The organism is Streptomyces sp. NPDC039609 (genome assembly GCF_055596705.1).
In genome coordinates, this window is sequence record NZ_JBVIUJ010000010.1 from 39,625 (window position 1) to 64,331 (window position 24,707).

Genomic DNA, 24,707 nt, shown 5'->3' on the forward strand with positions numbered 1-24,707 from the left:
GAGGTTCTCACCCGGTCCGTCACCAGACGCGGACCGACCCGCCCGGGGCGAAGGCGGGGCTCGTGGCGTCCGCCGGTACCTCCTTCAGCGGCTCGGCGATCTCCTCGACGGTGGGGCCGTGCTCGGCCGCCAGGGCGTCCAGCAGCGACAGGTCGAAGCCGTAGACGCGGGCCGCGTTGCCGCCGACCATCGCCGCGACCTCTTCCCTCGGCAGCCCCGCGTAGGCGATGCGGAGACCTTCGCGGGAGTACGGGGTCGTGCCCTCGTCGTGGGGGTAGTCGCTGCCCCACATGATCTTGTCGAGGCCGATCCGGTCGCGCAGCGGCACCTCGTGCGGGCGCATGAAGCTCGCGCCGACGAAGCAGTTGTCCCGCCAGAACTCGCTGGGGCCCTTGCCCATGGACTCCGCCAGGCCGGCTCCGAACTTGGACTCGGCGGTGCCGGTACGAGAGGCCGCCGCGACCAGGCGCGCGTGGTAGTAGTCCAGCATGTCCATGACCCCGGGGATCCAGCCCGAGCCCTGTTCGGTCAGGACGAGCTTCAGCTCGGGGTGGCGGCGGAAGGCGCCGCCGAAGACGAGGTGCCAGAGCGCCCGGTGCGAGAACCAGGTCGTCTCCACCATGAACACCGCACGCGCGGCCGGTTCGTCGCCGAGCGGCGGCGAGGCGGAGCCGCCGTGGTGGTTGACGGGGACGCCCAGCTCCGCGCAGACCGCCCAGATCGGGTCGTACGTCTGCGAGTACAGCTCGGGGATCCCGCTGCCGGGCGGGGCGCCGGGCAGGAGGATGCCGCCGGTGAGGCCCGCCTCCTTGGTGCGGCGGATCTCCCGTACCGCCTCGTCGACGTCGTTGAGGAGGATCTGCGCCACACCCGCCCGACGGCCGGGCGCGTCCGCGCAGAACTCGGCCAGCCAGCGGTTGTGCGCGCGCAGCCCGGCCCAGCGCTGCTCGAACTCCTCGCGGGTCGGGGCCGGGGCCATCAGGGAGGCGGAGGGGAAGAACGGCGGGATGGTGTTGGGGAAGACGACTTCCGCGATGATCCCGTCCGCCTCCAGCTCGCGCAGCCGGCGCCCCGAGTTCCAGTTGCGGTCGGCGGTGTCGGCGAGCAGGTCCTCGTACGGGTTGACGTAGCCGGCCGCCCAGGCGTCGAAGTCGTCGTGGTGCCTCTTCTCCAGGTACGGCTTGTAGTCGAGCAGGTCGGCGCCCGCGTGGCAGTCCGCCGAGATGACGGTGTAGCGGTCCATCAGCTCACCCCCAGGGTGGGGAAGTCGTGGTCCGTCAGCCAGTGGCGGCCGACCTCGCGCGAGCGGGCCCAGGACGCCTCGACCGCTGCCTGGTCGGGCGACTGACCCAGCTCGGCCGGGGTCGGGCCGATGCGCTTGGCGATCGGATCCAGCGTGCGAATGTCGAATCCGAAGACCTCGGCCGCCGCGAGACCCAGCATTCGGCGCGTCTCCGCCACCGGGATGTCGTGGAACGTGTTCCGCAGCCACGCGCGCGTGTTGGGCCAGGTCCCCTCCGGGTGCGGGAAGTCCGAGCCCCACAGGATGTTGTCCACGCCGATCTCGTACCGCTGCGCCAGCTCGCGCCGCTTGGTGTTGGTGGCGCAGACGAAGACCTGGCGGTCCAGGTACTCGCTCGGCGGCCGCTTCAGCTCGGCGAACGGGGACAGCTTCTTGCCGCCGTGGGCGCCCAGATAGAGCCGGTCCATGAACCACAGCAGGTTCGGCAGCCACCAGCAGCCCGACTCGGCGACGCCGAACCTCAGCCCCGGGTGCCGCTCGAAGACGCCGGACCAGAGCAGGAACCACAGCGGCCTGGCCGGCCACCAGGTCACCTCGCTGACGTAGATGCCGAGATGGTCGCCGTACTCCTCGCGCGGCGCCGCGCCCGAGTGGGTGACCAGCGGCATCCGGGTCTCGGCGGCGGCCGCCCAGATCGGGTCGTAACGCCGGTCGTGGTACGGCTCCCTGTCCACCCACATGGAGGGGATCATCAGCGCCCCGAGCCCCGACTCCTTGGCCCGGTGGATCTCGGCGACGACCTTCGACGGCTCGGCCGTGATCGGCAGCAGCGCCACTCCGCAGTGCCGCTCGGGGTTCTGTCCGACGAACTCGGCCAGCCAGCGGTTGTGCGCCTGCGCGCCCGCCATGCCGAGCTCCGGGTCCTGGTCGCCGGAGAGCCCGAGGCCGACCCCGAAGGGCGCGGCGGTCTGGCTGTCGACGGCGTCCGCGTCGGGAAAGACGACCTCGGCGGCCACACCGTCCCCGTCGAGCTCCTTGAGCCGCTGGGCGGCGTCCCACCCGCCCCGCAGCCCTTCCTCGTTGTCGCTGAACCACTTGTTCGCGAACGCCTCGTTGCGCACCCCGAGCCGGGTCATGGCCTCACGGCGGGCGTCGCGCCCGGCGAGGAACTCGTCGAAGGCGCGGTGGAAGCGGGAGTCCAGATAGGGCCGGTAGCGCTCGGTGGGCAGACCGGCGTGGCAGTCGGAGGAGATGATCAGATACGGGTCTTCATGACTCATGGGGTGCCCCTCAGTCGAGAATGAAGCTCTCCAGGTACGACGGATCGGCGCGGTCGAGCATCGACTGCGAGCGCGCCCGGATCTGCCGGTCGCTGTGCTCGCTCGCCGGGAGCATCCAGAACCGGTCGGCGCGGATGCCGTCGACGACGTGCCCGGCGACCTCCTCGACGGGGGTGAAGGCGACCTCGTGCCCGGCGTCCTTCATCGCCGCCTCCCACTGGTCGAGGCTGCGGTACGGGGTCTTGCGCGGCCGTTCCTTGGCGTACCGCTCGGGCCTGTTGCGGTGCGACTCCCACAGGCCGGTGCGCAGCATGTGCGGACCGGGGAAGAGCACGGACGCCCCCACGCGCGCGTGCTCCGCCTTCAGATGCGCGTACAGCGACTCGGTCATCGTGACGACGGCCGCCTTGGTGACGGCGTACACGGAGGCGGTGGGCAGCGGGGCGATCCCGCCGTCGCCGGACGAGGTGTTGACGACGTGTCCGGGCTCGCCGCCGGCGATCATGCGCGGGACGAAGGCCTGGATGCCGTGGAAGACGCCCCAGACGTTGACGGCGAAGGCCCACTTCCAGTCGTTGGGCTCGTGCTCCCACATGCGGCCCTCGGCGCCGGAGCCGACGCCGGCGTTGTTGCACAGCACGTGGACGGCGCCGAAGGCGTCGTACGCGGCGTCGGCGAGGGCCCGTACGGAGTCGGGTTCGCTGACGTCGACCGTACGGGCGAGAACCTGTGCGCCGCCCTCCATCAGCTCCCCGGCCGCCTTGGCGAGCGCCGCCTCCTCCACGTCGCCGAGGACGACGGCGAGCCCCTCTTCGGCGAAGCGGCGCGCCATGGCGAGCCCGATGCCGCTCGCCGCGCCGGTGACGACGGCGACCTGGCCCTGACGCAGCTCCATCACACGCTCCCTTCCGGCGGGCCGTCGAGGATCTGCTGCGGGTCGTCGTACCGCTGGTGGATGTACGGCAGGAGGGCCTGCGCGCTGACCCGCTCCACGACCCGGCCCTTCTGGTCGGTGGTCTTCTCGCCGATGGTGATCTCGACGATCCGGCGTACGGGGAGGTCTGCGACGGGGTCGTACATGGACTCGCGCAGGACGACGTCTCCGGTGATCCGCTCCAGCTTCCGCACCTTCTCGGCCCGGACGCAGTGGACGAGGACGGGGTCGGCGTCGAAGCCCGTGCCGTCCACGCCCGGCAGGAACTTGAAGTAGAAGTCGGTCTTGTCGGCGGGCTCGGGCAGCGGCAGCGGGCCGGAGACCGCGCCCCGCACCTCGACGAAGTCGATGCCGTGTCGCCCGAGCGAGGCGCGGACGACGAGTCCGTCGCGTTCGACGGCGACCTCACCGAGCTTCTTCGGTTCGCCGAAGACCTCACGGCCGCCGATGAGGGCGCGCTCCAGGGTCATCGGCATGACGAGCGGATACCAGCCCTCCTGGTCGCCGTGGGCGGCGGCGACGGCGACCGAGCCGGCGCCGAGGGGGTAGCCGGGCAGATCGACCTGGGAGATGTTGGCCCGTACGAGGGGCCGTTCGGTGGGTTTCAGCGGGGGAGGCAGGACGGCCGCCACCACGTCCGGATCCGTCTCCCAGACGGCGACCACTCCGGTGGACCAGATGTCGGGGAGCTTCGCGCTCTTCGTGCGGGCCGCCGTGATCTCGGCGTCGGTGCGCGCCCCGTACCGTACTCGTGCCATGGACGTACCACCCTTCAGCGGGTCGGGTCTGTAACACAGTTACACCGGCGGCGATGAAGGGTAAAGAGCCGTGCAGGCAACAGAGTTGGGGGAACGGATGGCGCGCACCGCACTCACCCGCGAGGAGGTTCTGGAGACCGCCGCCGCTCTGGTGAAGCAGCACGGCCCGGACGCGCTGACCATGCGCAAGCTCGCCGCCGAGCTCGGCACCGCGGTCACCTCGATCTACTGGCACGTCGGCAACCGCGAGTCCCTGCTCGACGCGCTGGTCGAGCGGACGGTCGCCGATCTCTCCGCGATCACCCCGCGCGGCCGCACTCCCGCCGCCCGCATCGTCTCCGTGGCGCGGGCGCTCCGCCGCGAGCTGCGGGAGCGCCCGCATCTGGTGGCGATGGTGCACGAACGGGGCCTGACGGAGCGGATGTTCCTGCCCGCCCAGCGCGCCCTGGCCCATGAGGTGCACGCGGCGGGTCTGCGCGGTGCGCGGGCGGCGGAGGTGGTCCGGGCCGTGCAGGTCCAGGTCGTCGGCCATGTCCTGGTCGAGCGCAACCGCGAGCGGGCGCCGGTCCAGTCGCCCGCCGAGGTGGAGCTCTGGCAGACGGAGACGACCGACCCGCCCGACCCCGCCCTCACCCGCGCCCTCGCGGCCCCGGTCGACCCGGAGCGGCTCTTCACCACCTCCGTACGGGCATTGGTGGACGGCCTGTTGAGGCCCCCTGACGGAGTCCCGGATCAAGCATGACGGAGTCCCGGATTAATTCGGTGGCACGCGCGCGTGGGGCCGTCCTAGGGTGAGTTCACGCGGGGACGGCTCCGCAAGCGTGCTTCCTTCTCTCTTTCTACGACACCTGTAGCGCGCTCACTCTCCGTCTCCCGCCCCACTCTTCCCCTCCCTCCTGGAGATCCCTTTTTTGTCTGTGGTGTCGTCCGTCCTGCTCCGCCGTCTCCGTACGGTCTACGTCGATCAGGCCGGGCCCCGCCCCGGCGACCGCTCCACCGCCGAAGGCCTCACCGCCCTCGAGGCAGAGCTCCTGGACCGGGGCTTCGCCCCCACCGCCGAGCTGCGCGCCGCGCTCGGCCGGCTCGGACCGGCCGGACTGGCGGACGCCGGCCACGGCCTCCTCGGACGGCTCGACGCCGAACTGGGCGCGGACCGCTCGCACATGCCGCTGTTCCGGTCCTTCCCGGCCTCCGTCCCCGACGACACGTTCGCGCTGTACGTCGACCGGATGTTCGGGCTGCTGCTCCAGTGGCCGACCCAGCCGTGCGTGCTGTGCGGGACCGCCGGCAGCGTCCACGCCGTCTCGCCCTGCGCCCATCTGGTGTGCGAAGTCTGCTGGGACGGCGCCGAGTACACGGGCTGCCCGATCTGCCACCGGCGCATCGACCCGGAGGACCCGTTCCTGAAGCCCTCCGCCGCCACCGCCGCCGCTCGGGACGAGGAGGAGTCCTCGGCCGGTCCGCTGCGGCTGCTGGCGCTCGGCCGCGACCTGCACGCCGGCGTGGTCACGGCCCTGCTGACCCTCCTGGCCCGGCGCACTCCGCTGTCCCCGAGCGACCGCGACGACCTGAAGGTGCTTCTCGCCCACGCCCCGACCACGCTCGACTGGCTGCCCGCCGACATCCCCGTACGGGAGACCAAGGCCCTGCTCCTGGGCACGCTGTTGCTCGACCGAACCACCCGCGCGGCCGTGGAGGCCGAGCTGGACGCCCGGCTGACCACCGCCACGGACGTCCTGCGGCTGCTGGCCGTCCGGTCGGGCGGGGAGGCCGATCTGCTGGAGCCCCGACGCTTCCTGTCCCTGCCGCGCCCGCTGCGCCGCCGGCTGCTCGCCGTCCTCGACGGGCTCGACACGACGTCGCTGGTCGAGGACCTGCTGCGCCACCCCGGCCTGTGGAAGAAGGCCGCCGAGATCCTCCACCCGTACGAGCAGCACACCCGGCACCCCCGGGCGGCCATGGCCTTCGCGGTGCTGCGCGGCACCTCGGTGGAGACCGGGAACGACCCACTGGGCGAGGCCCTGCTGCGGACCGCCGCCGAGCACCCCCACGCGGTACGGGTCGACGGCCTCCGCCTCAAGCCGCACACCTGGTCGGGTCGCGTCGAGACCGCCCTGGCCGAGCGGGACCCGGACACCGCGCTCACCCTGCTCGCGCAGCGCCCCGGCGAACTGGTGCGACGCCTCGACCATCTGCTGCGGCTGTACGGCTCCGACGCCCTCCACGCGCGCGTGGCCGAGACGCTGCGCCGCGCCCTGCCCGGCGCGGGCCCCGGCCCGTTGCTCGCGGCACTCGGACGGCTGCGGATCCGCCATCTGCCGGGCGACCGGCGGGTGTTCTTCCCTCGCGGGCGGGTCACGCACGCGTACACGACGGACGACCGGCGCGCGCCCCTGCCGAGCGCCCTCACCGAAGAGGTCTGCGCCCTGCTGGAGCGCGAGGTGCTGCGCCGGCTCGCCGCCGCACCCCGGTTCGACGTCTCCGTCCTGGACGAGGCGCTCTCCGGACTCGCGGTGCCGTCCGCGGAGGGCGCCGCGGCCAAGGCCCTGGTGTCGGTGCCGCGCGGCTCGACGCAGCCGCTGCCCCGGGGAGACGTCCTGCGCATGTTCCTGCACTGGACCCAGCCGACGAAGACCCGGGTCGACCTGGATCTGTCCGTGGCGCTCTTCGACGCGGACTGGTCGTACGTCGGACTGTGCGACTACACCAATCTCGTCTACGGCAGGCGGGCCGTCGTCCACTCCGGTGACCTGACCTCCGCGCCCGCGCCCAAGGGCGCGACCGAGTACGCCGATCTCGACCTGGCGGAACTCGCCGACGCCGGCGTACGGTTCGCGATGCCGATCGTCCTCAGCTACAACAACGTGCCCTTCGACCAGCTCCTGGACGCCTTCGCCGGTTTCATGGCCCTCCCTTCCAGGGAGGGCAGGGGCGCGGAGTACGACCCGAGGACGGTGCGCCAGCGGTACGACCTCATGGGCGACGCCCGGATCCATGTGCCGATGCTGGTCGACCTGGAGCAGCGCACGTTCCTCTGGACGGATCTGCACCTGCCGCCGTCCGAAGGCTTCCAGAGCGTGTCCGCGCACAGCGCCGACCTGGGCCGGGTCGGCAGGGACCTGTACCAGTACTTCACCGCCGGCCGGACGACGCTCTGGGACCTGGCCGTCTGGCATGCCGCCGCGCGCTCGGACCGGGTCGTGGTGCTGCGGCGCGGGCACCGGCGCACCGACGAGGTGTGGGAGTACGCACGGCGTCCCGACGAGGAGGCCGGCTCCTTCGCGGACCGGATCCGTACGGCGGGGGTGCCGGATCTGCGGCGGACGGCCGAGGACGGACGCGCGACGGCGGCGCAGGTGGCGAACGGCCGGAACGCCTTCCTCGCCCTCCTGGACGGCGACGTCGTGCCCGACGAGGTGACAGGCACGGTCTACCGTCTGCTGCCGGGACCGGTGGACGGCTGGGGGCTCGAACAGGCGGCGGCCGGGGACCTGGTGGCCCTGCTGGGGTGAGCGGGGCGGACCGCGCCGGGTGAACTGGCCTGCGCTCGCCGCGCCATGGCCGCGGCGAGCGGGGCGAGGCGTCGATGTCGTGACCGGATTCCGGCGCCGGAGCGGACACCGGGGGCGGAGTTGTCAGCGATGGCCCGTATTCTCAGTGACCATGCTCGACGACCGTACGACAGCAGCGACGTGGCCGACCGCCTACCCACAGGGGTACGCGGTCGTCGACGTGGAGACCACCGGACTCGCCCGCGACGACCGGATAGTGTCGGCTGCCGTCTACCGCCTCGACGCCCAGGGCAATGTCGAGGACCACTGGTACACGCTCGTCAATCCGGAGCGGGACCCGGGGCCGGTCTGGATCCACGGACTGACCAGTGACCTGCTGGAGGGCGCGCCGCTCTTCCCGGAGATCGCCGCCGAGTTCTCCGCCCGGCTCGACGGCCGGGTCCTGGTGGCGCACAACGCGATCTTCGACTGGCAGATGATCGCCCGGGAGTACGCGCGGGCCGAGCGCACCGCGCCGGTACGGCAGCGGCTGTGCACCATCGCGCTCTCCAAGGAGCTGTCGCTTCCGCTGCCCAACCACAAGCTGGAGTCGCTGGCCGCGCACTACGGCGTCGTCCAGCAGCGGGCGCACAACGCGCTGGACGACGCGCGCGTGCTGGCCGAGGCTTTCCGGCCGAGTCTGCACACGGCAGCCGAGCGGAACGTACGACTGCCGCTGCTGGAGTGCCGGCCGCTGACGGAGTGGGCGTCCACGCCGGCCGCGCCGCGGATCGGCTACCAGGCCTCGTACCACACGAACAGCTGGCGCCCCTCGCGGAAGCGGCCGCCGTGCCCCCATCCCAACCCCGGGCGTTACGAAACGGACAAACCGCTCAAGCAGGGGATGCGGGTGGCGTTCTCGGGCGACACCTCCATCGACCGCGAGCTCCTGGAGGACCGCGCCTTCGAGGCGGGGCTCCATATCGCCGGCAGTGTCTCCCGGCTGACGAGCCTGCTGGTCACCAACGACCCGGACGCCGCGACCTCCAAGACGGTGAAGGCGAAGTCCTTCGGTACGCCGATCGTCGACGAGGCGGCCTTCACCCAGTTGCTGCGGGACGTGGCCCCGGCAGACGGGTGACGCACCGGGCGTGCCGCCCACGCTTCCCGGGGCGCGCGTCGCACCCTGTGGCGCATGGCACGTTGTGAGGTCTGCGGAAACGATTACGGCATGTCCTTCGAGGTGCACGCGCAGGGCGCGGTGCACGTCTTCGACTGCTTCTCCTGCGCCATTCACCGCATGGCGCCCATCTGTGAGCACTGCAAGGTGCAGATCATCGGCCAGGGCGTCGAGGTCGAGGGCAGCTGGTTCTGCGGCGGGCACTGCGCCCGCGCGGAGGGAAAGGTGGGCATCGTCGATCACGTCTGAACCACGGCCGCCCCGGGCGACCGGAACCCCCGTGCGTGCACCCCATGACCACAGTTGTACGGTCATGGGGTGTACCGCTTCCTGTTGTCCCGGCAGTGGGTGATCCTCACCCTCATCGCCCTCGCCCTCGTCCCGACGATGGTCGAGCTGGGCTTCTGGCAGTTCCACCGGCACGAGCGCCGCGTCGCCCAGAACGCCCTGATCGCGGAGAACCTGCAGGCGAAGCCGCTCCCCATCGAGGAGCTGACCTCCCCCGGTCACACCGTCCCGCGCGCCGACTACTGGCGCCGGACCACCGCCACCGGCACCTTCGACACCGCGCACGAGGTCGTCGTCCGGCGCCGTACCAACGCCGACGACCGCCAGGGCGTCATGGTGCTCACCCCGCTGGTCCTGAAGGACGGCCGGGTCGTCCTGGTCAATCGCGGCTGGGTTCCGGCGGCCCCCGACCAGAAGGCGTACCCCGAGGTTCCGCCCGCTCCGAAGGGCGAGGTCACCGTCACCGGCCGTCTGAAGGCGGACGAGACGACCGATGCCAGCGGTATCAAGGACCTGCGCGGGCTGCCGGACCGTCAGGTGATGCTGATCAACAGCGCACAGCAGGCCGAGCTGCTCGGCCGCGAGGTCCTGGGCGGCTACCTGGAGCAGACGGCGCCCGAGCCCGCGGGGAACACCCCCGAGCTTGTTCCGGAGCCCGACCACGACTCGATCGGCGCGCACATGGCGTACGCCGTGCAGTGGTGGCTCTTCGCCTCCGGTGTGCCGGTCGGCTGGGTGGTCCTGGTGCGTCGCGAGAAGCGCGACCGGGAGGCCGCGGCCGACACCGACGGAGACGCGGAAGCCCCGGAACCCGCCCCCGCCGCCGTCTAGCCGAACCGCCCGATCGGCCGGGCAGTGCCTCGGCTCAGCCGCCTCCCTGATTGACCGTCGCCTCTTCCGGGAACACGCCAAAGCGTGACGCAAAGTATCGACGACTACGCCCTCATCGGCGATCTGCAGACGGCCGCGCTCGTCGGCCGCGACGGGTCGATCGACTGGTTGTGTCTGCCGCGCTTCGACTCGGCCGCCTGCTTCGCCGCGCTGCTCGGCGACGAGGACAACGGGCACTGGCGTATAGCCCCCAAGGGCGCCACGACCTGCACCAGCCGCGGCTACGCCGGCGACTCCCTCGTTCTCGAGACGTACTGGGAGACCCGCACCGGGACCGTGAAGGTCGTCGACTTCATGCCGCAGCGCGACAAGGCGCCCGATGTCATGCGGATCGTGGAGGGCGTCAGCGGCAGCGTCGAGATGACTGCCGCGCTGCGACTGCGCTTCGACTACGGCTCGATCGTGCCGTGGGTCCGGCGCAGCGACGGCCATCGCGTGGCGGTGGCGGGGCCCGACTCGGTGTGGCTGCGCAGCGACCCTCCGGTGAAGACCTGGGGGCAGCAGTTCGCCACATGGTCGTCGTTCACGGTCGACGAGGGCGAGAAGGTGGCGTTCGTGCTCACCTGGCACCCCTCGCACGAGCCGCGTCCGGCGCTGATCGACCCCTACGGCGCGCTCGATGACTGTCTGCGGGACTGGCGCGACTGGTCGGCGCGCTGTACGTACGAGGGGCCGTACCGGGAGTCGGTGCTGCGCTCGCTGATCACGCTCAAGGCGCTCACGTACGCGCCGACGGGCGGCATCGTGGCCGCCCCCACGACCTCGCTCCCGGAGGAGCTGGGCGGCGTACGGAACTGGGACTACCGCTCCTGCTGGCTGCGCGACTCGACCCTCACGCTCGGCGCACTGCTGGCGGCCGGCTATGTCGACGAGGCGGCGGCGTGGCGCGACTGGCTGCTGCGCGCGGTGGCGGGCGATCCGGCCGATCTGCAGATCATGTACGGCCCGGGCGGTGAGCGGCGGCTGCCCGAGATGACGGTGCCCTGGCTGCGCGGCTACGCGGACTCGGCGCCGGTACGGATCGGGAACGCTGCGGTGGACCAGTTCCAGCTCGATGTGTACGGCGAGGTCATGGACTCGCTCGACATGGCGCGGGCGGCGGGGATCCCCGCCGAGCCGCACGCCTGGAACCTGCAGCTGAGCCTGCTGGGCTTCCTGGAGTCGACCTGGCGGAATCCGGACGAGGGGCTGTGGGAGGTGCGCGGGCCGCGCCGCCACTTCGTGCACTCGAAGGTCATGGCGTGGGTCGCCGCCGACCGCGCGGTGCGGGCGCTCGAGGCGGATCCCTCGCTGCGCGGGGACGCGGCGCGGTGGCGGGCCATGCGGGACGAGATCCATGCGGAGGTGTGCGCGAAGGGGTACGACCCTGATCGCAACACGTTCACCCAGTCGTACGGCTCGCGGGAGCTGGACGCGGCGACGCTGCTGATCCCGCGGGTCGGGTTCCTGCCGTCGGACGATCCGCGGGTGCTGGGGACGATCGACGCGGTCCGCGAGGAGCTGACACATGGCGGATTCGTCCGCCGCTACAGCACCGAGGGGGGCTCGGTCGACGGCCTGCCCGGCGGCGAGGGAACGTTCCTCGCCTGCTCCTTCTGGCTCGCGGACGCGCTGCGGATGACCGGGAGGGAGGGCGAGGCGCGCGAGCTGTTCGAGCGCCTGCTCGCCCTCCGCAACGACGTGGGGCTCCTCGCGGAGGAGTACGACCCGGTGGCACGGCGGCAGCTGGGCAACTTCCCACAGGCGTTCAGCCACATCGGCCTGGTGGGCACCGCCCTCGCGCTGCCCTGGGAGGACGCGGCAGGATAGGGCCATGGATCTTGGGCTGAAGGACCGTGTGTACGTGGTGACCGGCGCGACGCGTGGGCTCGGCCGGGCGTCGGCCGAGGCGCTGCTCGCCGAGGGCGCGAAGGTGCTGATCACCGGGCGCGAGGAGAAGGCGGTCGCCGAGGCGGCCGAGGAGCTGGGCCCGGACGCGGCCGGTCTGGCCGCCGACAACGCCGACCCGGATGCGCCCGCCCGGCTGATCGCCGAGGCGCGTTCCCGCTTCGGGCGCTTCGACGGCATCCTCGTCAGCGTGGGCGGCCCGGCGCCGGGCTTCGGCGCGGACAACAGCGACGAGCAGTGGGCGTCGGCGTTCGACACGGTCTTCCTGGGGGCGGTACGGATGGCCCGGGCGGCGGCGGACTCGCTGACCGAGGGCGGGGTCATCGGCTTCGTGCTCTCCGGCTCCGTCCACGAGCCGATCCCGGGCCTGACGATCTCCAACGGGCTGCGCCCCGGTCTGGCCGGCTTCGCGAAGTCCCTCGCGGGCGATCTGGGGCCGCGCGGCATCCGGGTCGTCGGCGTGCTGCCGGGGCGCATCGACACGGACCGGGTGCGTTCGCTCGACGCGATGTCCGGGGACGCGGACGCGGCGCGGGCGGCGAGCGAGTCCCGTATCCCGCTGCGCCGTTACGGCACGCCGGAGGAGTACGGCCGCACGGCGGCGTTCCTGCTGTCGCCCGCGGCCTCGTACGTGACGGGCGTGATGGTCTCGGTGGACGGCGGGGCGAGGCACGGCTTCTGACGGTCCGCGTCGAAGGAGCGGCCTCGGCCACGGAGCCTCAGGTCACCCTCCGCGCGCCGTGCTTGGTCGCGCGGAGGCGGGCCTCGGTGGGCAGGGACGCCAGGCCCGCCGAGGTGCGGACGTCGGCCAGGGCCTGGTCGGTCAGGGAGGTCAGGGCCTCGCCCGGCGAGGCGTAGGGCTCCAGGAGCAGGGCGATACGGGCACGGGGCGCCGTGCGGCGGCCCGTCAGGAGGACCCGGGCGCGGGCCACCCCGTCCTGTGCCTCCGCGTCCGCCGCCAGGACGGTCTCCAGCGCCCGGCCCCTCACCGTCGCTCCCTCTCCGTCGCCGGTGTCGACCAGGACCTCCGCGAGCCGGGCACGCCGGAACTGGGCGATCAGCCACCACAGGGCGAGCAGCACGACGAGTCCGAGGGCGGCGATGACCGCCGGCCACCACCAGCCCTCGTCGCGCCATCGGTACCGGTCCGCCTTGCTCAGCAGGACGTCGGAGGGCCCCCACCACGGCCACCACGAGGGCACCGGCAGATCGAATCCGGCCGCGAGGACCGCCCCGCCGACGACGACGAGCAGCAGGCCCACGAGTCCGAGCACGATCCTGTTGACGCGCCGGAGAATGACGGTCACCCCTTCACCCCTTCCTCGGCGGCCGGGCCACCCGCACGGTCGGCGCCGGTGGCCGGGCGACCCCCAGTTCGTCGATTCCCGTGGTCACCACGGTCGTGATGTCGGCGCGTACCTCGTCGAGTTCGCGGAAGTGCGAGACCGCGTGCACGGCCACCTTCTTGCGCCCCATCCGTACCCGTACGGACTGCACGCCCGAGACCTCCATCACCCGGTCCCGCAGGATCATGGCCGCGGCGTCGCGGTCGAGTCCGGCCCGTACGTCGGCGTGGCCGCGCCGCATCGGCAGGACGGCGCGCAGCCCCGGGGTGGCCGCGAGCAGCAGCAGCCAGGCGCCGAGGACGACGGCGACGGAGGCGCCGGCCAGGACCCAGGCGTTGTCGAGGTGCCGGGTCGCCAGGTCGTCGGCGAGTACGCGTCGCCAGCGCATGGCCGTGTGGTCGGCCCGTACCGCGGCCACGTCGTAGAGCAGCAGTCCTGCGCCGCCGAGGACGAGGAGCGCGATCAGCGCCGCGGGGATCCGCCGGACGGCCCAGAAGCGGCGGGCCGCGACCGTCGCCTTCTCGCGTACGGGCGGCACTGTGTCGGTGTCGGTCTCCGTGGTCATGCAAGCCTCCGCCCGGCCGACGCGCGCTCCGTGCGCGGGGAGTGCAAGCGCTCGACGTGGATGGCCACCTCGGGCACCTCCATGCCCGCCAACTCCCGTACGCGGCGCATCACATGGCTGCGGACCGCGCCGCACTGGCGGCCGAGGTCGACGGGGTACCCGAGTTCCAGGCTCAGCGAGACGCGCGCGATGTCACGCTGCACGACGACCGAGGCGTGCGGCGGCGAGCCGCCCGGGGGGACGCGGTCGAGCGCCTCCCGCGCGGCCCGCGCGGCGATCTTCGCGACGACCCGGTCGGCGATCGTCGTCGCCCCGCGACCGGCGGGGCCCACCCGGTCTGCTCTCACCCCCGGTCACCGCCGCCGGTCGCCGCGCTCGCGACTCCGGAAGAAGTCGCCGGGTTCGAGGTCCCCCTCGAGGAACCGCCCGACGACGAAGCCGATCGCGCCCAACGCCGCGACCAGTACGAACGCCCCGAAGCCGCCGAAGTATCCGGCGAAGCCGAGGCCCATTCCGGCCACCAGGCCGATCATCGCCATGCTCATGCTGAGCCCCTTTCGCCGGGCTGCCAGCGGCTACTGGAGCCGCGGCTCCGACGTCTCGTCCTCTTCGTCCGGCAGCTTCACGTCGCTGACCGCGATATTGACCTCGACGACCTCCAGGCCGGTCATCCGTTCCACGGCGGTAACGACGTTCTCGCGCACATCACCGGCCACATCGGCGATCGAGACGCCGTAGTCGACGACGATCTCCAGGTCGAGTGCGGTCTGCACCTCGCCGACCTCAGCCTTCACGCCTCGTGTTGCGCTCTGCCCTCCTCCGCCGGGCACGCGTTCGCGTACGGCGCCGAAGGTACGGGAGAGACCGCTGCCCATGGCGTGGACGCCGGGAACGTCGCGGGCGGCAAGGCCGGCGATCTTCTCCACGACGCCGTCGGCGATGGTGGTCCTGCCGCGGCTCGCCGGGGCGCCGCCGCCGCGCTTGGTCACGGACGGTTCATCGGGGTGTGCGGGGTCATTCATCGCCGATCATCCCTTCCATTCCGCTATCTACCTCTTTGCCCACATTAAGCGCGCTTGCCCGGTCTCGCGCCGGGGATGCGGCAGGCTGGGGGACATGACGACGACAGCGGGCACGGGATGGGCGGCGGCGGTGCGCGAGCGACTCGCGCCGGGCCGACTGCTGCCGCTCGGGGAGGCGGCGGACGGCGCGTGGCTGACGGAGCAGGCGGCGCGGGCGGTGCTGCTGCGGGCGGCGGCGGCCGTACGAGGGGTGGTGCCGGGGGCGCTCCGGGTGGGGCTCGTGGAGGCGGGCGGGGAGGAGCCGTTCCCTGTGCCGCCGGGCGGACTCCCCCCGGGGACCCTGGGGATCTCGGCCGGGTTCGCGGCGGAGTACGGGACGGAGGCCGGCAGGCCACTGCCGGCGCTCGCGGCGGAGGTGCGCGAGGCCCTGTTCACCTCGGCGGACCGGGAACTGGGCCTGGCAGTCGTCGAGGTGGACCTCCGCGTGACCGACCTCGCCGAGGACGCCTGGGAGGCCCCGGATTCGCCGGCCGCCACTCACCCACCCGGGCAAACCTCACTCATGCCGGAGGACCCGACGGCCCTCGCGGTGCTCGCGGTCGAGGGCGTCGCGACGCTGACCGGCACACTGGGCAACCCGCTGCATCGCGCCCCCGGCCTGCTCCGTGTGGAGCTGGCGGTGTCCGCCGGGCATCGTGCGCTGGACGTGGCACGCGCCGCCCGCACGGCGGCGACCGCCGCCGCCCCGGAGGCGACGGCGGTCACGGTGCTGGTCTCGGCGGTGGGCTGACGGCGCGGATCCGGGCGCGCAAGCGGCCGCCGACGGCCCGGGGTGTCAGTCGCCGAGGCCCGCGAGGTCGCGCAGACGGCGGGCCTGGGCGGCACGCTCGGCGGCGCGCTGCTGCTCGTAGGTGCGTCCGCAGACGCCCTGGAGCAGCGCCTTGGTCTCGATGACCGCGTCACGCGGCGCGGAGAGGAGTGCGGCGCTCAAGTCCCGTACGGCGGCTTCGAGTTCGTCACCGGGCACGGCGATGTTGGCGAGGCCGATGCGCTCGGCCTCCTCGGCATGGACGAAGCGGCCCGTGGCACAGATCTCCAGCGCACGGGCGTAGCCGACGAGGGAGACCAGCGGGTGCGTACCGGTCAGGTCCGGCACGAGGCCCAGGCTGGTCTCGCGCATGGCGAACTGCACGTCCTCGGCGACGACCCGCAGGTCGCAGGCGAGGGCGAGCTGGAACCCGGCACCGATGGCATGCCCCTGGACAGCCGCGATCGACACGATGTCGCTACGGCGCCACCAGGTGAACGCCTCCTGGTACTCGGCGATGACCGCGTCCAGGTCCTCGTCCGACCCGCGTGCCAGGTCGAGGAAGGACGGCTCTCCGTCGAAGCCCTCGGGCGTGAACGCCTGCCGGTCGAGCCCGGCGGAGAAGGACATGCCCTCGCCACGCAGGACCACGACCCGCACGCTGCCCGGCAGTGACCGTCCGGCTTCCGTCAACGCCCGCCACAGAGCGGGAGACTGAGCGTTGCGCTTCGCCGGGTTGGTCAGGGTCACCGTGGCAACGGCGTCCTCGACGGTGAGCCGTACACCGTCCTTGTCGAAAACGAGCACAGAGTCGAGCGAAGTCATGGGGCGCCTCCGGTTCCAGTGCAGCACTGACAGCAATACTGACGCGTAAGTGACTGCACAGTAACCACCCGGTCGACCGCACGGTCGACCGGGTGGCCACCATGAGAATCGGTGGACCCGACGAACCGCGCCCCGGTCAGGCCGAGGCGGCCTTCTTGCCCCGTGTCGCCCCGCCGCGTCCACGCAGCGTGACTCCGGACTCACTGAGCATCCGGTGGACGAATCCGTAGGAGCGACCGGTTTCCTCGGCCAGCGCCCGGATGCTCGCACCGGAGTCGTACTTCTTCTTCAGGTCTGCCGCGAGCTTGTCGCGCGCGGCGCCGGTCACCCGGCTGCCCTTCTTCAGAGTCTCGGCCACCCGTGCCTCCTCATGGGAAGTGCGCTCTGGACTTCTCATGATCACCCCTTCCGGACGTCCTGGCCACCCATTCGACAAGGTCCGTGCCACAAGGATTGCGGGAGCGGAAGGTGACGTCACGACCGGAATCTCTGATTCCGCTGCGCTCGGAGCACGGCCGGGAACCGCTCGGGGCGGGAAGTGCCAGGTCAGCGCCGCACCCGTGGGAAGAAGACGGCGCGGCCCCTGACGGAAGGATTCGTCAGGGGCCGCGCCGGGGGGTATGAGACGCACTCACTCAGATGAAGGATCACCCATGAGCCGAATGATCCATACCGAGATGATCAGGCGAGCGCCACCAGGTCCTTGTAGTCCGGACCCCACAGGTCCTCGACGCCGTCCGGAAGCAGGATGATCCGCTCCGGCTCGAGCGCGTCGACCGCGCCCTCGTCGTGGGTGACGAGGACGACCGCGCCCTTGTAGGTGCGCAGCGCGCCGAGGATCTCCTCGCGGCTGGCGGGGTCGAGGTTGTTGGTCGGCTCGTCCAGGAGCAGCACGTTCGCCGAGGAGACGACCAGGGTGGCCAGCGCCAGCCGGGTTTTCTCACCACCGGAGAGGACCCCGGCCGGCTTGTCGACGTCGTCGCCGGAGAAGAGGAAGGAACCGAGCGTCTTGCGCACCTCGACCAGGTCGAGGTCGGGCGCGGAGGAGCGCATGTTCTCCAGGACGGTGCGCTCCGGGTCGAGGGTCTCGTGCTCCTGGGCGTAGTAGCCGAGCTTGAGGCCGTGGCCCGGGGTCACCTCGCCGGTGTCGGGGTTCTCGGCCCCGGCGAGCAGGCGCAGCAGCGTGGTCTTGCCCGCGCCGTTGAGGCCGAGGATGACGACGCGCGAGCCCTTGTCGATGGCGAGGTTCACATCGGTGAAGATTTCGAGCGAGCCGTACGACTTGGACAGGCCCTCCGCCGTCAGCGGGGTCTTGCCGCAGGGCGCGGGCTCCGGGAAGCGGAGCTTGGCGACCTTGTCGTTGACCCGGACCGCCTCCAGGCCGGAGAGCAGACGCTCGGCACGCTTGGCCATGTTCTGGGCGGCGACGGTCTTGGTGGCCTTGGCGCGCATCTTGTCGGCCTGCGAGTTGAGGGCGGCGGCCTTCTTCTCGGCGTTCTGACGCTCGCGCTTGCGGCGCTTCTCGTCGGCCTCGCGCTGCTGCTGGTAGAGCTTCCAGCCCATGTTGTAGACGTCGATCGTGGAGCGGTTGGCATCCAGGTAGAAGACCTTGTTCACGACGGTCTCGACCAGGTCGACGTCGTGGGAGATGACGATGAAGCCACCGCGGTAGGTCTTGAGGTAGTCGCGCAGCCAGACGATGGAGTCGGCGTCGAGGTGGTTGGTGGGCTCGTCGAGGAGCAGGGTGTCGGCGTCGGAGAAGAGGATCCGGGCCAGCTCGACACGGCGGCGCTGACCACCGGAGAGGGTGTGCAACGGCTGGCCGAGGACCCGGTCCGGGAGCCCGAGGGCGGCGGCGATCGTGGACGCCTCGGCCTCGGCGGCGTACCCGCCCTTGGTGAGGAACTCGGTCTCCTGGCGCTCGTACTGCTTCATCGCCTTGTCGCGCGTGGCGCCGGAGCCGGTGGCGATGCGCTCCTCGTTCATCCGCATCTTGCGGATGAGGACGTCCAGGCCGCGGGCGGAGAGGATGCGGTCGCGGGCCAGCGTGTCGAGGTCACCGGTGCGCGGGTCCTGCGGGAGGTAGCCGACCTCGCCGGAGCGGGCGATCTGCCCGGCGGCGGGCATACCCTCGCCGGCGAGGCACTTGGTGAGGGTGGTCTTGCCCGCTCCGTTGCGGCCGACCAGGCCGATGCGGTCGCCCTTGGCGATACGGAAGGAAGCGGACTCGATGAGGATGCGGGCGCCGGCGCGCAGCTCGATGCCGGAAGCGGTGATCACGGACAGACTCCAGGGCGGGGGTGGACGGCGGAAGGGCTCTTGGGCGGTTCGACGCCGCTAGTGCACGAGGAGAATGGCCATACGGCCAGTCTAACGGGCCCCTGCAACTGCTTTTCGGCCACGGCCCGCACCGAGGCGCATCTCACGCCGTCCCGCCCATGCCCGACAAAAGGGGCGGGCCCTGTCGGATTCGCCGATACTCGGCCGCAGGGCGGCGGCCACTGCCGCGGCAGACATGGCAGAGGCGGTGGCCCATGCAGTTCGACGACGACGCCGATCTGGACACCTCCGAGGTGAAGGACGTCCGCGGCAGCCGCATCCCGGGCGGGAGGGCCACCGTCGGCGGCGGAATCGTCGGCTTCATCGCACTGATCCTGGGGCTGCTCTTCGGGGTGGGCCCCGAGCAGCTCGGACTCTCCTCCGGTGATCCCGAGCCTGCGGCGACCTCCTCCTCCGTCGCCCAGGTCGAGCGCACCTGCCGGACCGGCGCGGATGCGAACACCCGCGAGGACTGCCGGATCGTGGCGGTCGTCAACAGCGTGCAGGACTTCTGGCGGGCGGAGTACGCCCGGCGGGGCGGGCGTTACGGGGACGCGCGCACCGTGATGTTCACGAACCAGGTGGGCACCGCCTGCGGCTCGGCCACCTCGGCGGTCGGGCCCTTCTACTGCCCGGGGGACCGGCAGGTCTATCTGGACCTGGGGTTCTTCGACGAGCTGCGGACGAAGTTCGGCTCGACCGGTGGCCCCTTCGCTCAGGCGTACGTCGTGGCGCACGAGTACGGCCACCATGTGCAGAACATGATGGGCACCCTGGCCCGCTCCCAGGACGGGCGCGCGGGCGCCGACTCCAACGCCGTACGGGTGGAGCTGCAGGCGGACTGCTACGCCGGGGTCTGGGCGCACCACGCGACGACCACGCCGGACGAGAAGACGGGCCGGCCGCTGCTGACGAAGCTCACGGAGGCCGACATCCGCGACGGCATGGACGCGGCGGCCGCGGTGGGCGACGACCGGATCCAGGAGAGGTTCCAGGGCAGGGTGACACCGGAGAACTGGACGCACGGCTCGGCCGCGCAGCGTCAGCAGTGGTTCTACACCGGCTACACGACGGGCGACATGGCGCGGTGCAACACCTTCCGCTGAGACACGGCGTTGTCGGTGGCGAATGCCAGACTGAGACCCAGGTCACATTCCGGGCTTCCATGGCGCATCAGGCGAAAAGGAGTGATCGATATGGCTGAGGGACCCCACATCTGTCCGACCCTGACCTATGACGACGCGCACGCCGCGATCAAGCAGCTCACGGAGGGGTTCGGCTTCACCCGCCACGCGGTGTACGAGGAGGACGGCAAGGTCGTGCACGCCGAGCTGACGTACGGGAACGGCATGGTGATGCTCGGCAGCAAGGGGACGGGCAGCGAGTTCGACAAGCTGGTCGAGGCCGCCGGGCCCGCCGGGGTGTACGTCCACGTGGACGACGTGGACGCACACCACGCGCGGGCGGTGGAGCACGGCATCGAGATCGTGATGCCGCTCAAGGACCAGGAGTACGGCTCGCGGGACTACATCGCCCGCGACGCGGAGGGCAACATCTGGAGCTTCGGTACGTACCTCCCGGGAGGCGCGGAGTAGCGGGCCCTCACGCCTCCCTCACGATCCCCCGGTGTGGACCTGGAAGGCCGCCCGGCGGACGGCCTTGGCGAGGGCCGGGTCGGGGTGGGCGGCCGCGAGGGCGACCAGAACCTGGACCGTACGGGGGTGGCCGACGGCCCTGATCTCGTCGAGGAGGGCCGGGACGGTGCCCTGCACGGCGGAGTCGAGGTGGCGGACGAGCAGGACGCTCTCACCGTGGTCGGCGACGGCCGCTGCGGTGTCCACCCAGAGCCAGGTGGCCTCCTCGCGGGTGAGCACGTCCGGGGCGTCGTCGGGGTCGGCGCCGTCGTACTCGGCGAGCCAGAGCAGGGCGTAGGGGCGGAGCGAGGCCTCCGCGGCGGCGGCCCGGACCTCGGCCTCCGCGGGGGCTCCGACGACCCGGAGCGCCTCGAAGGCGAGACCGCGCAGCAGGGCGTCCTCTCCGCGGGCGACGGCGAGGAGCTCCGTGACCGCGCTGGAGAGGGTGCGGGCCGCGAGCCAGGCGCGGTACTCGTCGCGGGCGGGGCCGGGGGTGAGCCGGGCGCAGCCGCGGAGCATGTCCTCGGCCGACTGCTCGATGTTGCCGGCGGGGCTCTGGGCGGCGACGCAGATCTGCTCCAGCTTGACCCAGACCGCCCAGTTGCCCAGCGGGGTCAGGGTGGCGAGGCCGCCTTCGGCGCCCTCGCAACCGTCGCCGAGGGTCAGGGCACCCACGGCGGCGAGGCCCTCCAGTGCCCAGTCGAGCAGGGCGGAGAGCCCGTCGGGGTCGGCCGCGCACACGGCGTCGGTGTCGGTGCCCGCTCCGTCGACGGGGACCTCGCAGCGCTCCTCGCGCAGCTCCTCGACCCGTTGCTGGAGCAGGTCGAGCAGGGCGGGGACGAGCACGGGTCCGGCGGAGAGCTGGAGCAGCGAGAGCACCTGCGGGACGGCCTCGACGACCTCGGCCACGGCGCTGGGCGCCACGCCCTCGGGAGCGGGGTGGACCAGGGACCAGGCGTCGAACAGGGCGACCCAGCCGCGCAGCACCGCGGAGTCGTCGCGGTCCCAGGCGTGCAGCCGCCAGCCGGGGCGGGCGGTGTCGCCGTGGAGTTCGACGAGTCCCGCGAGCCGGGCCCGGTCCCATCCGGCACGGATCCGGTCGGGCGTCAGGTCCAGTGCGGCGGCGGCGCGTTCCTGGACGGGAACGGCCTCGGGGCCGGTCGGAGCGGCGCCACCGGCCCCGCGGTCGACGGCGGCCCAGCGGGCGATCCGTACGGCGTCGGCGAGGACGGTCCGTGCCTGGCGGGCCAGTTCCGCGCGGGGCGGAGTGCCCTCCGGCGGCCGCGGCGCCGGCCGGGTGCGCCGGGTCGTCACTGCCCGTCGGGCGGTGGCGAGTGCCCGCGGACGGACGAGTCGGAGTCTGGAGTTGCGCGCCAATTGCTCATCAGGCTTTCGAGACGTCACGGAGGCAGTCTTCCCGCTGACGGCCCGAAAGCCCAATCGGAATCGACAGCGCCGGTGGAACGCCGCCGGAGGAGGGGTCAGAGCAGGGGGGTGAGGAAGCGGCGCAGGGCCTCTTCGTAGGGGACCGGGTCGGCGTTCCACATCGAGGCGTGCGGGGCGCCGCGGACCGTGTGCAGCGTGACCAGTTCCGGGCGGCGGGCGGCCAGTTCCTGGGACGGCTCCCAGGGGGCGATGGTGTCGTCGGGGCCGTGGAAGACCAGCGTCGGCACGCGCAGACCGGCCGGGTCGGAGACCTTCTGGAGACGGTCGCCGCGCAGGCCCGTCCTGTCCTGTGCGGCGCGGACGGCGAGCGGGAGCAGGGGGCCGGGGACGCGGCGGGCGGAGGCGAGGTTGCGCAGGGTGGCCTCCTGGTCGAGGACCGGGGAGTCCAGGACGAGGCCGCGGATCACGTCCCGTACGCCGGAGTCGGCGGCGGCGTGCAGGGCCATCGTGGCGCCGGGCCCCCAGCCGTACAGGACGACGTGCTGGGCGCCCTTGCGGACGGCGTACCGGATGGCCGCGTCGACGTCGCGCCACTCGGAGTCGCCGAGATGGCCGAGGCCGTCCGGGGACGGGGGCGCGCCCTCGTCCCCGCGGTAGGCGAGACAGAGGACGGGGATCTGGCGCCGGGAGAGGAACGGGACGAGGTTGAGGGGATGCCGGCGGGTCGTGCCGATGCCGTGCAGGGCGATCACCCAGGTGGAGCGGGCACCGGGAACGAGCCAGGCGGGGAGGGTGCCGAGTTCGCCGGGGATCTCGACGTCCTCGTGGTCGAGGCCGAGCGCGGTGGTCGGGGTGCCGTGGTGCAGCTCGGGGGTGAAGCGGACCCGGGCGCCCGGTTCCAGGGTGCCGAGCTCGACCCGTTCCAGGCGGCGGACGACTGTGTCCGCGCTGTGCGGAACCCGGTCGAGCACGGGTCCGACGACGGCGTGGACGTCCGGGCCCTCGATCCCGTACGTACCGGAGCGCAGCGAGGCGAGGCTGCGGGTGAGGGTGACCTGGTCGGTGCCCGTGGCGTGCACGGTGAGCCGGGGGTCACGGGGCAGGGGCCGTCCGGCCGCCTTGAGGGCGGCGTCACTGGCGTACCGGCCGGCCGCGATCGCGGCCGCGCCGACACCGAGCAGGGTGGTGACGGCCGCTGCCGTCGCTGTAGCCGGGCGCACCATCCCAGTGTCGGCAGGGCGGGGGCGGGCTGCCACCGGACAGACCCGCACGGGGCCACCTTGGAGTGACGTGGGTCTCATCCGCGGGTCCCCCGGTCGGCTGACGCGGCCCACGGAGTGTCCGGCTGGTGACATGGGGCGAGTGGGGCGGAAGTGGGACACGTCCTGTCTGTCCGGCAACGGCACGGCTTACCCGGGGTTGCGGGGTGACCACATGGTGGACGGAACCACTCCCGGAGACGCTAAGCGGAATGTCTGGACACGGTTAGAGTCACCATGCAGCCTGACCCAGTTCACCTTCCGTTCACTCAGGTTGCCTACGTTCGTCCAGCCACTGACGTCAAACGATTGCCTGGGTAAATGGAACACATCACGCTGCTGCTCGCGATTGTGGTCGTGACAGCTCTCGTGTTCGATTTCACGAACGGTTTCCACGACACCGCCAACGCGATGGCGACGACCATCTCGACCGGTGCCCTCAAGCCCAAGACGGCGGTGGCCATGTCCGCCGTGCTCAACCTGGTCGGTGCGTTCCTGTCCGTCGAGGTCGCCAAGACGATCTCCGGCGGGATCATCAACGAACAGGGCATTCGTACCGAAGTGATCTTCGCGGCGCTCGTCGGCGCCATCCTCTGGAATCTGCTGACCTGGCTCATGGGTCTGCCGTCCAGCTCCTCCCACGCCCTCTTCGGCGGCCTCATCGGCGCGGCCGTGATGTCGGCCGGCTGGTCGGCGGTCAACGGCGGCACCATCGTCACCAAGGTGCTCATCCCCGCGATCGCCGCGCCGCTCGTCGCCGGCCTCGCCGCAATGGCGGCCACCCGGCTGACGTACAAGATCGCCTCCAGGACCGACACGAAGTCCACGGCGAAGGGCTACCGGGCCGGCCAGATCGCCTCCGCCGGTCTCGTCTCCCTCGCGCACGGCACCAACGACGCGCAGAAGACCATGGGCATCATCACCCTGGCCCTGGTCACCCAGGGTGTCGTCGCCCCCGGCTCCAACCCCCCGATGTGGGTCGTCGTCTCCGCCGGTGTCGCGATCGCGCTCGGCACCTACCTCGGCGGCTGGCGCATCATCCGCACCATGGGCAAGGGCCTCACCGACCTTCAGCCGCAGCAGGGCTTCGCCGCGCAGACCAGCGCCGCCACGGTCATCCTGGCCTCGTCCAACCTGGGCTTCTCCCTCTCCACCACTCAGTCCTGCTCCGGCGCCGTGATGGGCGCGGGTCTCGGCCGCAAGGGCGGTGTCGTCCGCTGGTCGACCGCGACCCGGATGTTCGTCGCCTGGGGTCTGACCCTGCCCGCCGCGGGTCTGGTCGGCGCCGGCGCCGAGTTCCTCACCAAGCAGGGCGGCTGGGGCGTCGCCACCGTCGCGGTGCTCCTCGTCACCGGCTCGGGCGTCATCTGGGCGCTGTCGCGCCGCAAGCCCGTCGACCACAACAACGTCACCGCGGACGACCTCGACGCCGAGCCCGCGGGTGTCGTCACCACCGCGATCGCGGCGGTCACCCCGCCGCCGGCCGGTTCCGTCGCCGCCGTCGCGGACGAGGACCTCAAGACCACCATCCCCTCGCCGGCCCCCACGGACCCGGCAGCCCCCACGGCCCCCGCGGCCGCGGTGTAAGGAA

At 72.2% G+C, this 24,707-nt stretch carries 25 protein-coding genes; 11 read left to right on the top strand and 14 right to left on the bottom strand.

Annotated elements, in window-relative coordinates; translation table 11 throughout:
* Positions 1 to 19 precede the first annotated feature (19 nt).
* The 4 genes from ACZ561_RS27825 to ACZ561_RS27840 are packed head-to-tail and all read right to left on the bottom strand — an operon-like array spanning position 20 to position 4,215.
* A complete protein-coding gene (locus ACZ561_RS27825) occupies positions 20 to 1,243 on the bottom strand; it encodes an amidohydrolase family protein (protein WP_470999889.1) in 1,224 nt (407 codons plus the stop codon).
* A complete protein-coding gene (locus ACZ561_RS27830; protein ID WP_470999891.1) occupies positions 1,243 to 2,523 on the bottom strand; it encodes an amidohydrolase family protein in 1,281 nt (426 codons plus the stop codon). Before ACZ561_RS27830 ends, ACZ561_RS27825 begins: the two co-directional genes overlap by 1 nt.
* A 10-nt stretch (positions 2,524 to 2,533) precedes the next feature.
* Positions 2,534 to 3,418 (bottom strand): SDR family NAD(P)-dependent oxidoreductase, encoded by an 885-nt coding sequence (locus tag ACZ561_RS27835; protein WP_470999893.1) that lies wholly within the window; start codon positions 3,416 to 3,418, stop codon positions 2,534 to 2,536.
* Positions 3,418 to 4,215 (bottom strand): acetoacetate decarboxylase family protein, encoded by a 798-nt coding sequence (locus tag ACZ561_RS27840; RefSeq protein WP_376442208.1) that lies wholly within the window; start codon positions 4,213 to 4,215, stop codon positions 3,418 to 3,420. Before ACZ561_RS27840 ends, ACZ561_RS27835 begins: the two co-directional genes overlap by 1 nt.
* A gap of 97 nt (positions 4,216 to 4,312) precedes the next feature.
* On the opposite strand from ACZ561_RS27840, the gene ACZ561_RS27845 reads away from it, so the two are divergent.
* The 7 genes from ACZ561_RS27845 to ACZ561_RS27875 all read left to right on the top strand — a co-directional run bounded on the left by ACZ561_RS27845 (position 4,313) and on the right by ACZ561_RS27875 (position 12,634).
* On the top strand, positions 4,313 to 4,957 hold the full coding sequence (locus ACZ561_RS27845) for a TetR/AcrR family transcriptional regulator (protein ID WP_470999895.1): 645 nt from the start codon (positions 4,313 to 4,315) through the stop codon (positions 4,955 to 4,957).
* Between the two features lie 169 nt (positions 4,958 to 5,126).
* Positions 5,127 to 7,727: an MXAN_6230/SCO0854 family RING domain-containing protein gene (locus ACZ561_RS27850; RefSeq protein WP_470999897.1), complete on the top strand. Its 2,601-nt coding sequence runs from the start codon at positions 5,127 to 5,129 to the stop codon at positions 7,725 to 7,727.
* A 145-nt stretch (positions 7,728 to 7,872) separates the two neighbouring features.
* Positions 7,873 to 8,847, top strand: coding sequence for a DEDDh family exonuclease (locus ACZ561_RS27855; RefSeq protein WP_470999899.1), 975 nt, complete (start codon positions 7,873 to 7,875; stop codon positions 8,845 to 8,847).
* Positions 8,848 to 8,901: 54 nt separating this feature from the next.
* Complete coding sequence (locus ACZ561_RS27860; protein WP_376442196.1) at positions 8,902 to 9,135, top strand: hypothetical protein; 234 nt, start codon at positions 8,902 to 8,904, stop codon at positions 9,133 to 9,135.
* Between the two features lie 69 nt (positions 9,136 to 9,204).
* The gene (locus ACZ561_RS27865) at positions 9,205 to 10,005 is read left to right on the top strand and encodes an SURF1 family cytochrome oxidase biogenesis protein (protein ID WP_376442193.1); all 801 of its coding nucleotides are present in this window, start codon (positions 9,205 to 9,207) and stop codon (positions 10,003 to 10,005) included.
* Between the two features lie 84 nt (positions 10,006 to 10,089).
* Positions 10,090 to 11,874, top strand: a complete 1,785-nt coding sequence (locus tag ACZ561_RS27870) for a glycoside hydrolase family 15 protein (RefSeq protein ID WP_470999902.1) — start codon at positions 10,090 to 10,092, stop codon at positions 11,872 to 11,874.
* 4 nt (positions 11,875 to 11,878) lie between these two features.
* Positions 11,879 to 12,634, top strand: a complete 756-nt coding sequence (locus ACZ561_RS27875; protein WP_470999904.1) for an SDR family oxidoreductase — start codon at positions 11,879 to 11,881, stop codon at positions 12,632 to 12,634.
* Positions 12,635 to 12,671: 37 nt separating this feature from the next.
* On the opposite strand, the gene amaP is transcribed toward ACZ561_RS27875, so the two are convergent.
* Genes amaP through ACZ561_RS27900 form a run of 5 tightly spaced genes read right to left on the bottom strand, consistent with a single transcriptional unit; the run spans position 12,672 to position 14,885 of the window.
* A complete protein-coding gene (gene amaP, locus ACZ561_RS27880; protein ID WP_470999906.1) occupies positions 12,672 to 13,259 on the bottom strand; it encodes an alkaline shock response membrane anchor protein AmaP in 588 nt (195 codons plus the stop codon).
* Between the two features lie 4 nt (positions 13,260 to 13,263).
* Positions 13,264 to 13,863: a DUF6286 domain-containing protein gene (locus ACZ561_RS27885; RefSeq protein ID WP_470999908.1), complete on the bottom strand. Its 600-nt coding sequence runs from the start codon at positions 13,861 to 13,863 to the stop codon at positions 13,264 to 13,266.
* On the bottom strand, positions 13,860 to 14,210 hold the full coding sequence (locus ACZ561_RS27890; RefSeq protein ID WP_470999910.1) for an Asp23/Gls24 family envelope stress response protein: 351 nt from the start codon (positions 14,208 to 14,210) through the stop codon (positions 13,860 to 13,862). Before ACZ561_RS27890 ends, ACZ561_RS27885 begins: the two co-directional genes overlap by 4 nt.
* 6 nt (positions 14,211 to 14,216) lie before the next feature.
* Entirely contained in the window at positions 14,217 to 14,408 is a 192-nt protein-coding gene (locus ACZ561_RS27895) for a hypothetical protein (protein ID WP_470999912.1), read from the bottom strand.
* 30 nt (positions 14,409 to 14,438) lie between these two features.
* Entirely contained in the window at positions 14,439 to 14,885 is a 447-nt protein-coding gene (locus ACZ561_RS27900; RefSeq protein ID WP_470999914.1) for an Asp23/Gls24 family envelope stress response protein, read from the bottom strand.
* A 94-nt stretch (positions 14,886 to 14,979) separates the two neighbouring features.
* Here ACZ561_RS27900 and ACZ561_RS27905 point away from each other — a divergent pair, with 94 nt between their 5' ends.
* Positions 14,980 to 15,675: a hypothetical protein gene (locus ACZ561_RS27905; protein WP_470999915.1), complete on the top strand. Its 696-nt coding sequence runs from the start codon at positions 14,980 to 14,982 to the stop codon at positions 15,673 to 15,675.
* Between the two features lie 45 nt (positions 15,676 to 15,720).
* On the opposite strand, the gene ACZ561_RS27910 is transcribed toward ACZ561_RS27905, so the two are convergent.
* The 3 genes from ACZ561_RS27910 to ACZ561_RS27920 all read right to left on the bottom strand — a co-directional run bounded on the left by ACZ561_RS27910 (position 15,721) and on the right by ACZ561_RS27920 (position 18,798).
* Positions 15,721 to 16,518, bottom strand: coding sequence for an enoyl-CoA hydratase/isomerase family protein (locus ACZ561_RS27910; RefSeq protein ID WP_470999917.1), 798 nt, complete (start codon positions 16,516 to 16,518; stop codon positions 15,721 to 15,723).
* Positions 16,519 to 16,654: 136 nt separating this feature from the next.
* On the bottom strand, positions 16,655 to 16,876 hold the full coding sequence (locus tag ACZ561_RS27915; RefSeq protein WP_006123601.1) for a helix-turn-helix domain-containing protein: 222 nt from the start codon (positions 16,874 to 16,876) through the stop codon (positions 16,655 to 16,657).
* A 323-nt stretch (positions 16,877 to 17,199) separates the two neighbouring features.
* Positions 17,200 to 18,798 (bottom strand): ABC-F family ATP-binding cassette domain-containing protein, encoded by a 1,599-nt coding sequence (locus ACZ561_RS27920; RefSeq protein WP_384526575.1) that lies wholly within the window; start codon positions 18,796 to 18,798, stop codon positions 17,200 to 17,202.
* A 254-nt stretch (positions 18,799 to 19,052) separates the two neighbouring features.
* Between ACZ561_RS27920 and ypfJ the strand changes: the two genes are divergently transcribed.
* Together ypfJ and ACZ561_RS27930 are read left to right on the top strand one after the other, a co-directional pair.
* The gene (gene ypfJ / locus ACZ561_RS27925) at positions 19,053 to 19,943 is read left to right on the top strand and encodes a KPN_02809 family neutral zinc metallopeptidase (protein WP_470999920.1); all 891 of its coding nucleotides are present in this window, start codon (positions 19,053 to 19,055) and stop codon (positions 19,941 to 19,943) included.
* Positions 19,944 to 20,033: 90 nt separating this feature from the next.
* The gene (locus ACZ561_RS27930) at positions 20,034 to 20,432 is read left to right on the top strand and encodes a VOC family protein (RefSeq protein ID WP_384526569.1); all 399 of its coding nucleotides are present in this window, start codon (positions 20,034 to 20,036) and stop codon (positions 20,430 to 20,432) included.
* An 18-nt stretch (positions 20,433 to 20,450) separates the two neighbouring features.
* Here the strand turns inward: ACZ561_RS27930 and ACZ561_RS27935 are convergent, their stop codons facing one another.
* The gene (locus ACZ561_RS27935) at positions 20,451 to 21,875 is read right to left on the bottom strand and encodes a hypothetical protein (RefSeq protein ID WP_470999922.1); all 1,425 of its coding nucleotides are present in this window, start codon (positions 21,873 to 21,875) and stop codon (positions 20,451 to 20,453) included.
* A gap of 77 nt (positions 21,876 to 21,952) precedes the next feature.
* Positions 21,953 to 23,077, bottom strand: a complete 1,125-nt coding sequence (locus tag ACZ561_RS27940; RefSeq protein WP_471000382.1) for an alpha/beta hydrolase — start codon at positions 23,075 to 23,077, stop codon at positions 21,953 to 21,955.
* Between the two features lie 360 nt (positions 23,078 to 23,437).
* Between ACZ561_RS27940 and ACZ561_RS27945 the strand changes: the two genes are divergently transcribed.
* Positions 23,438 to 24,703: an inorganic phosphate transporter gene (locus ACZ561_RS27945; protein WP_470999924.1), complete on the top strand. Its 1,266-nt coding sequence runs from the start codon at positions 23,438 to 23,440 to the stop codon at positions 24,701 to 24,703.
* Positions 24,704 to 24,707 lie beyond the last annotated feature (4 nt).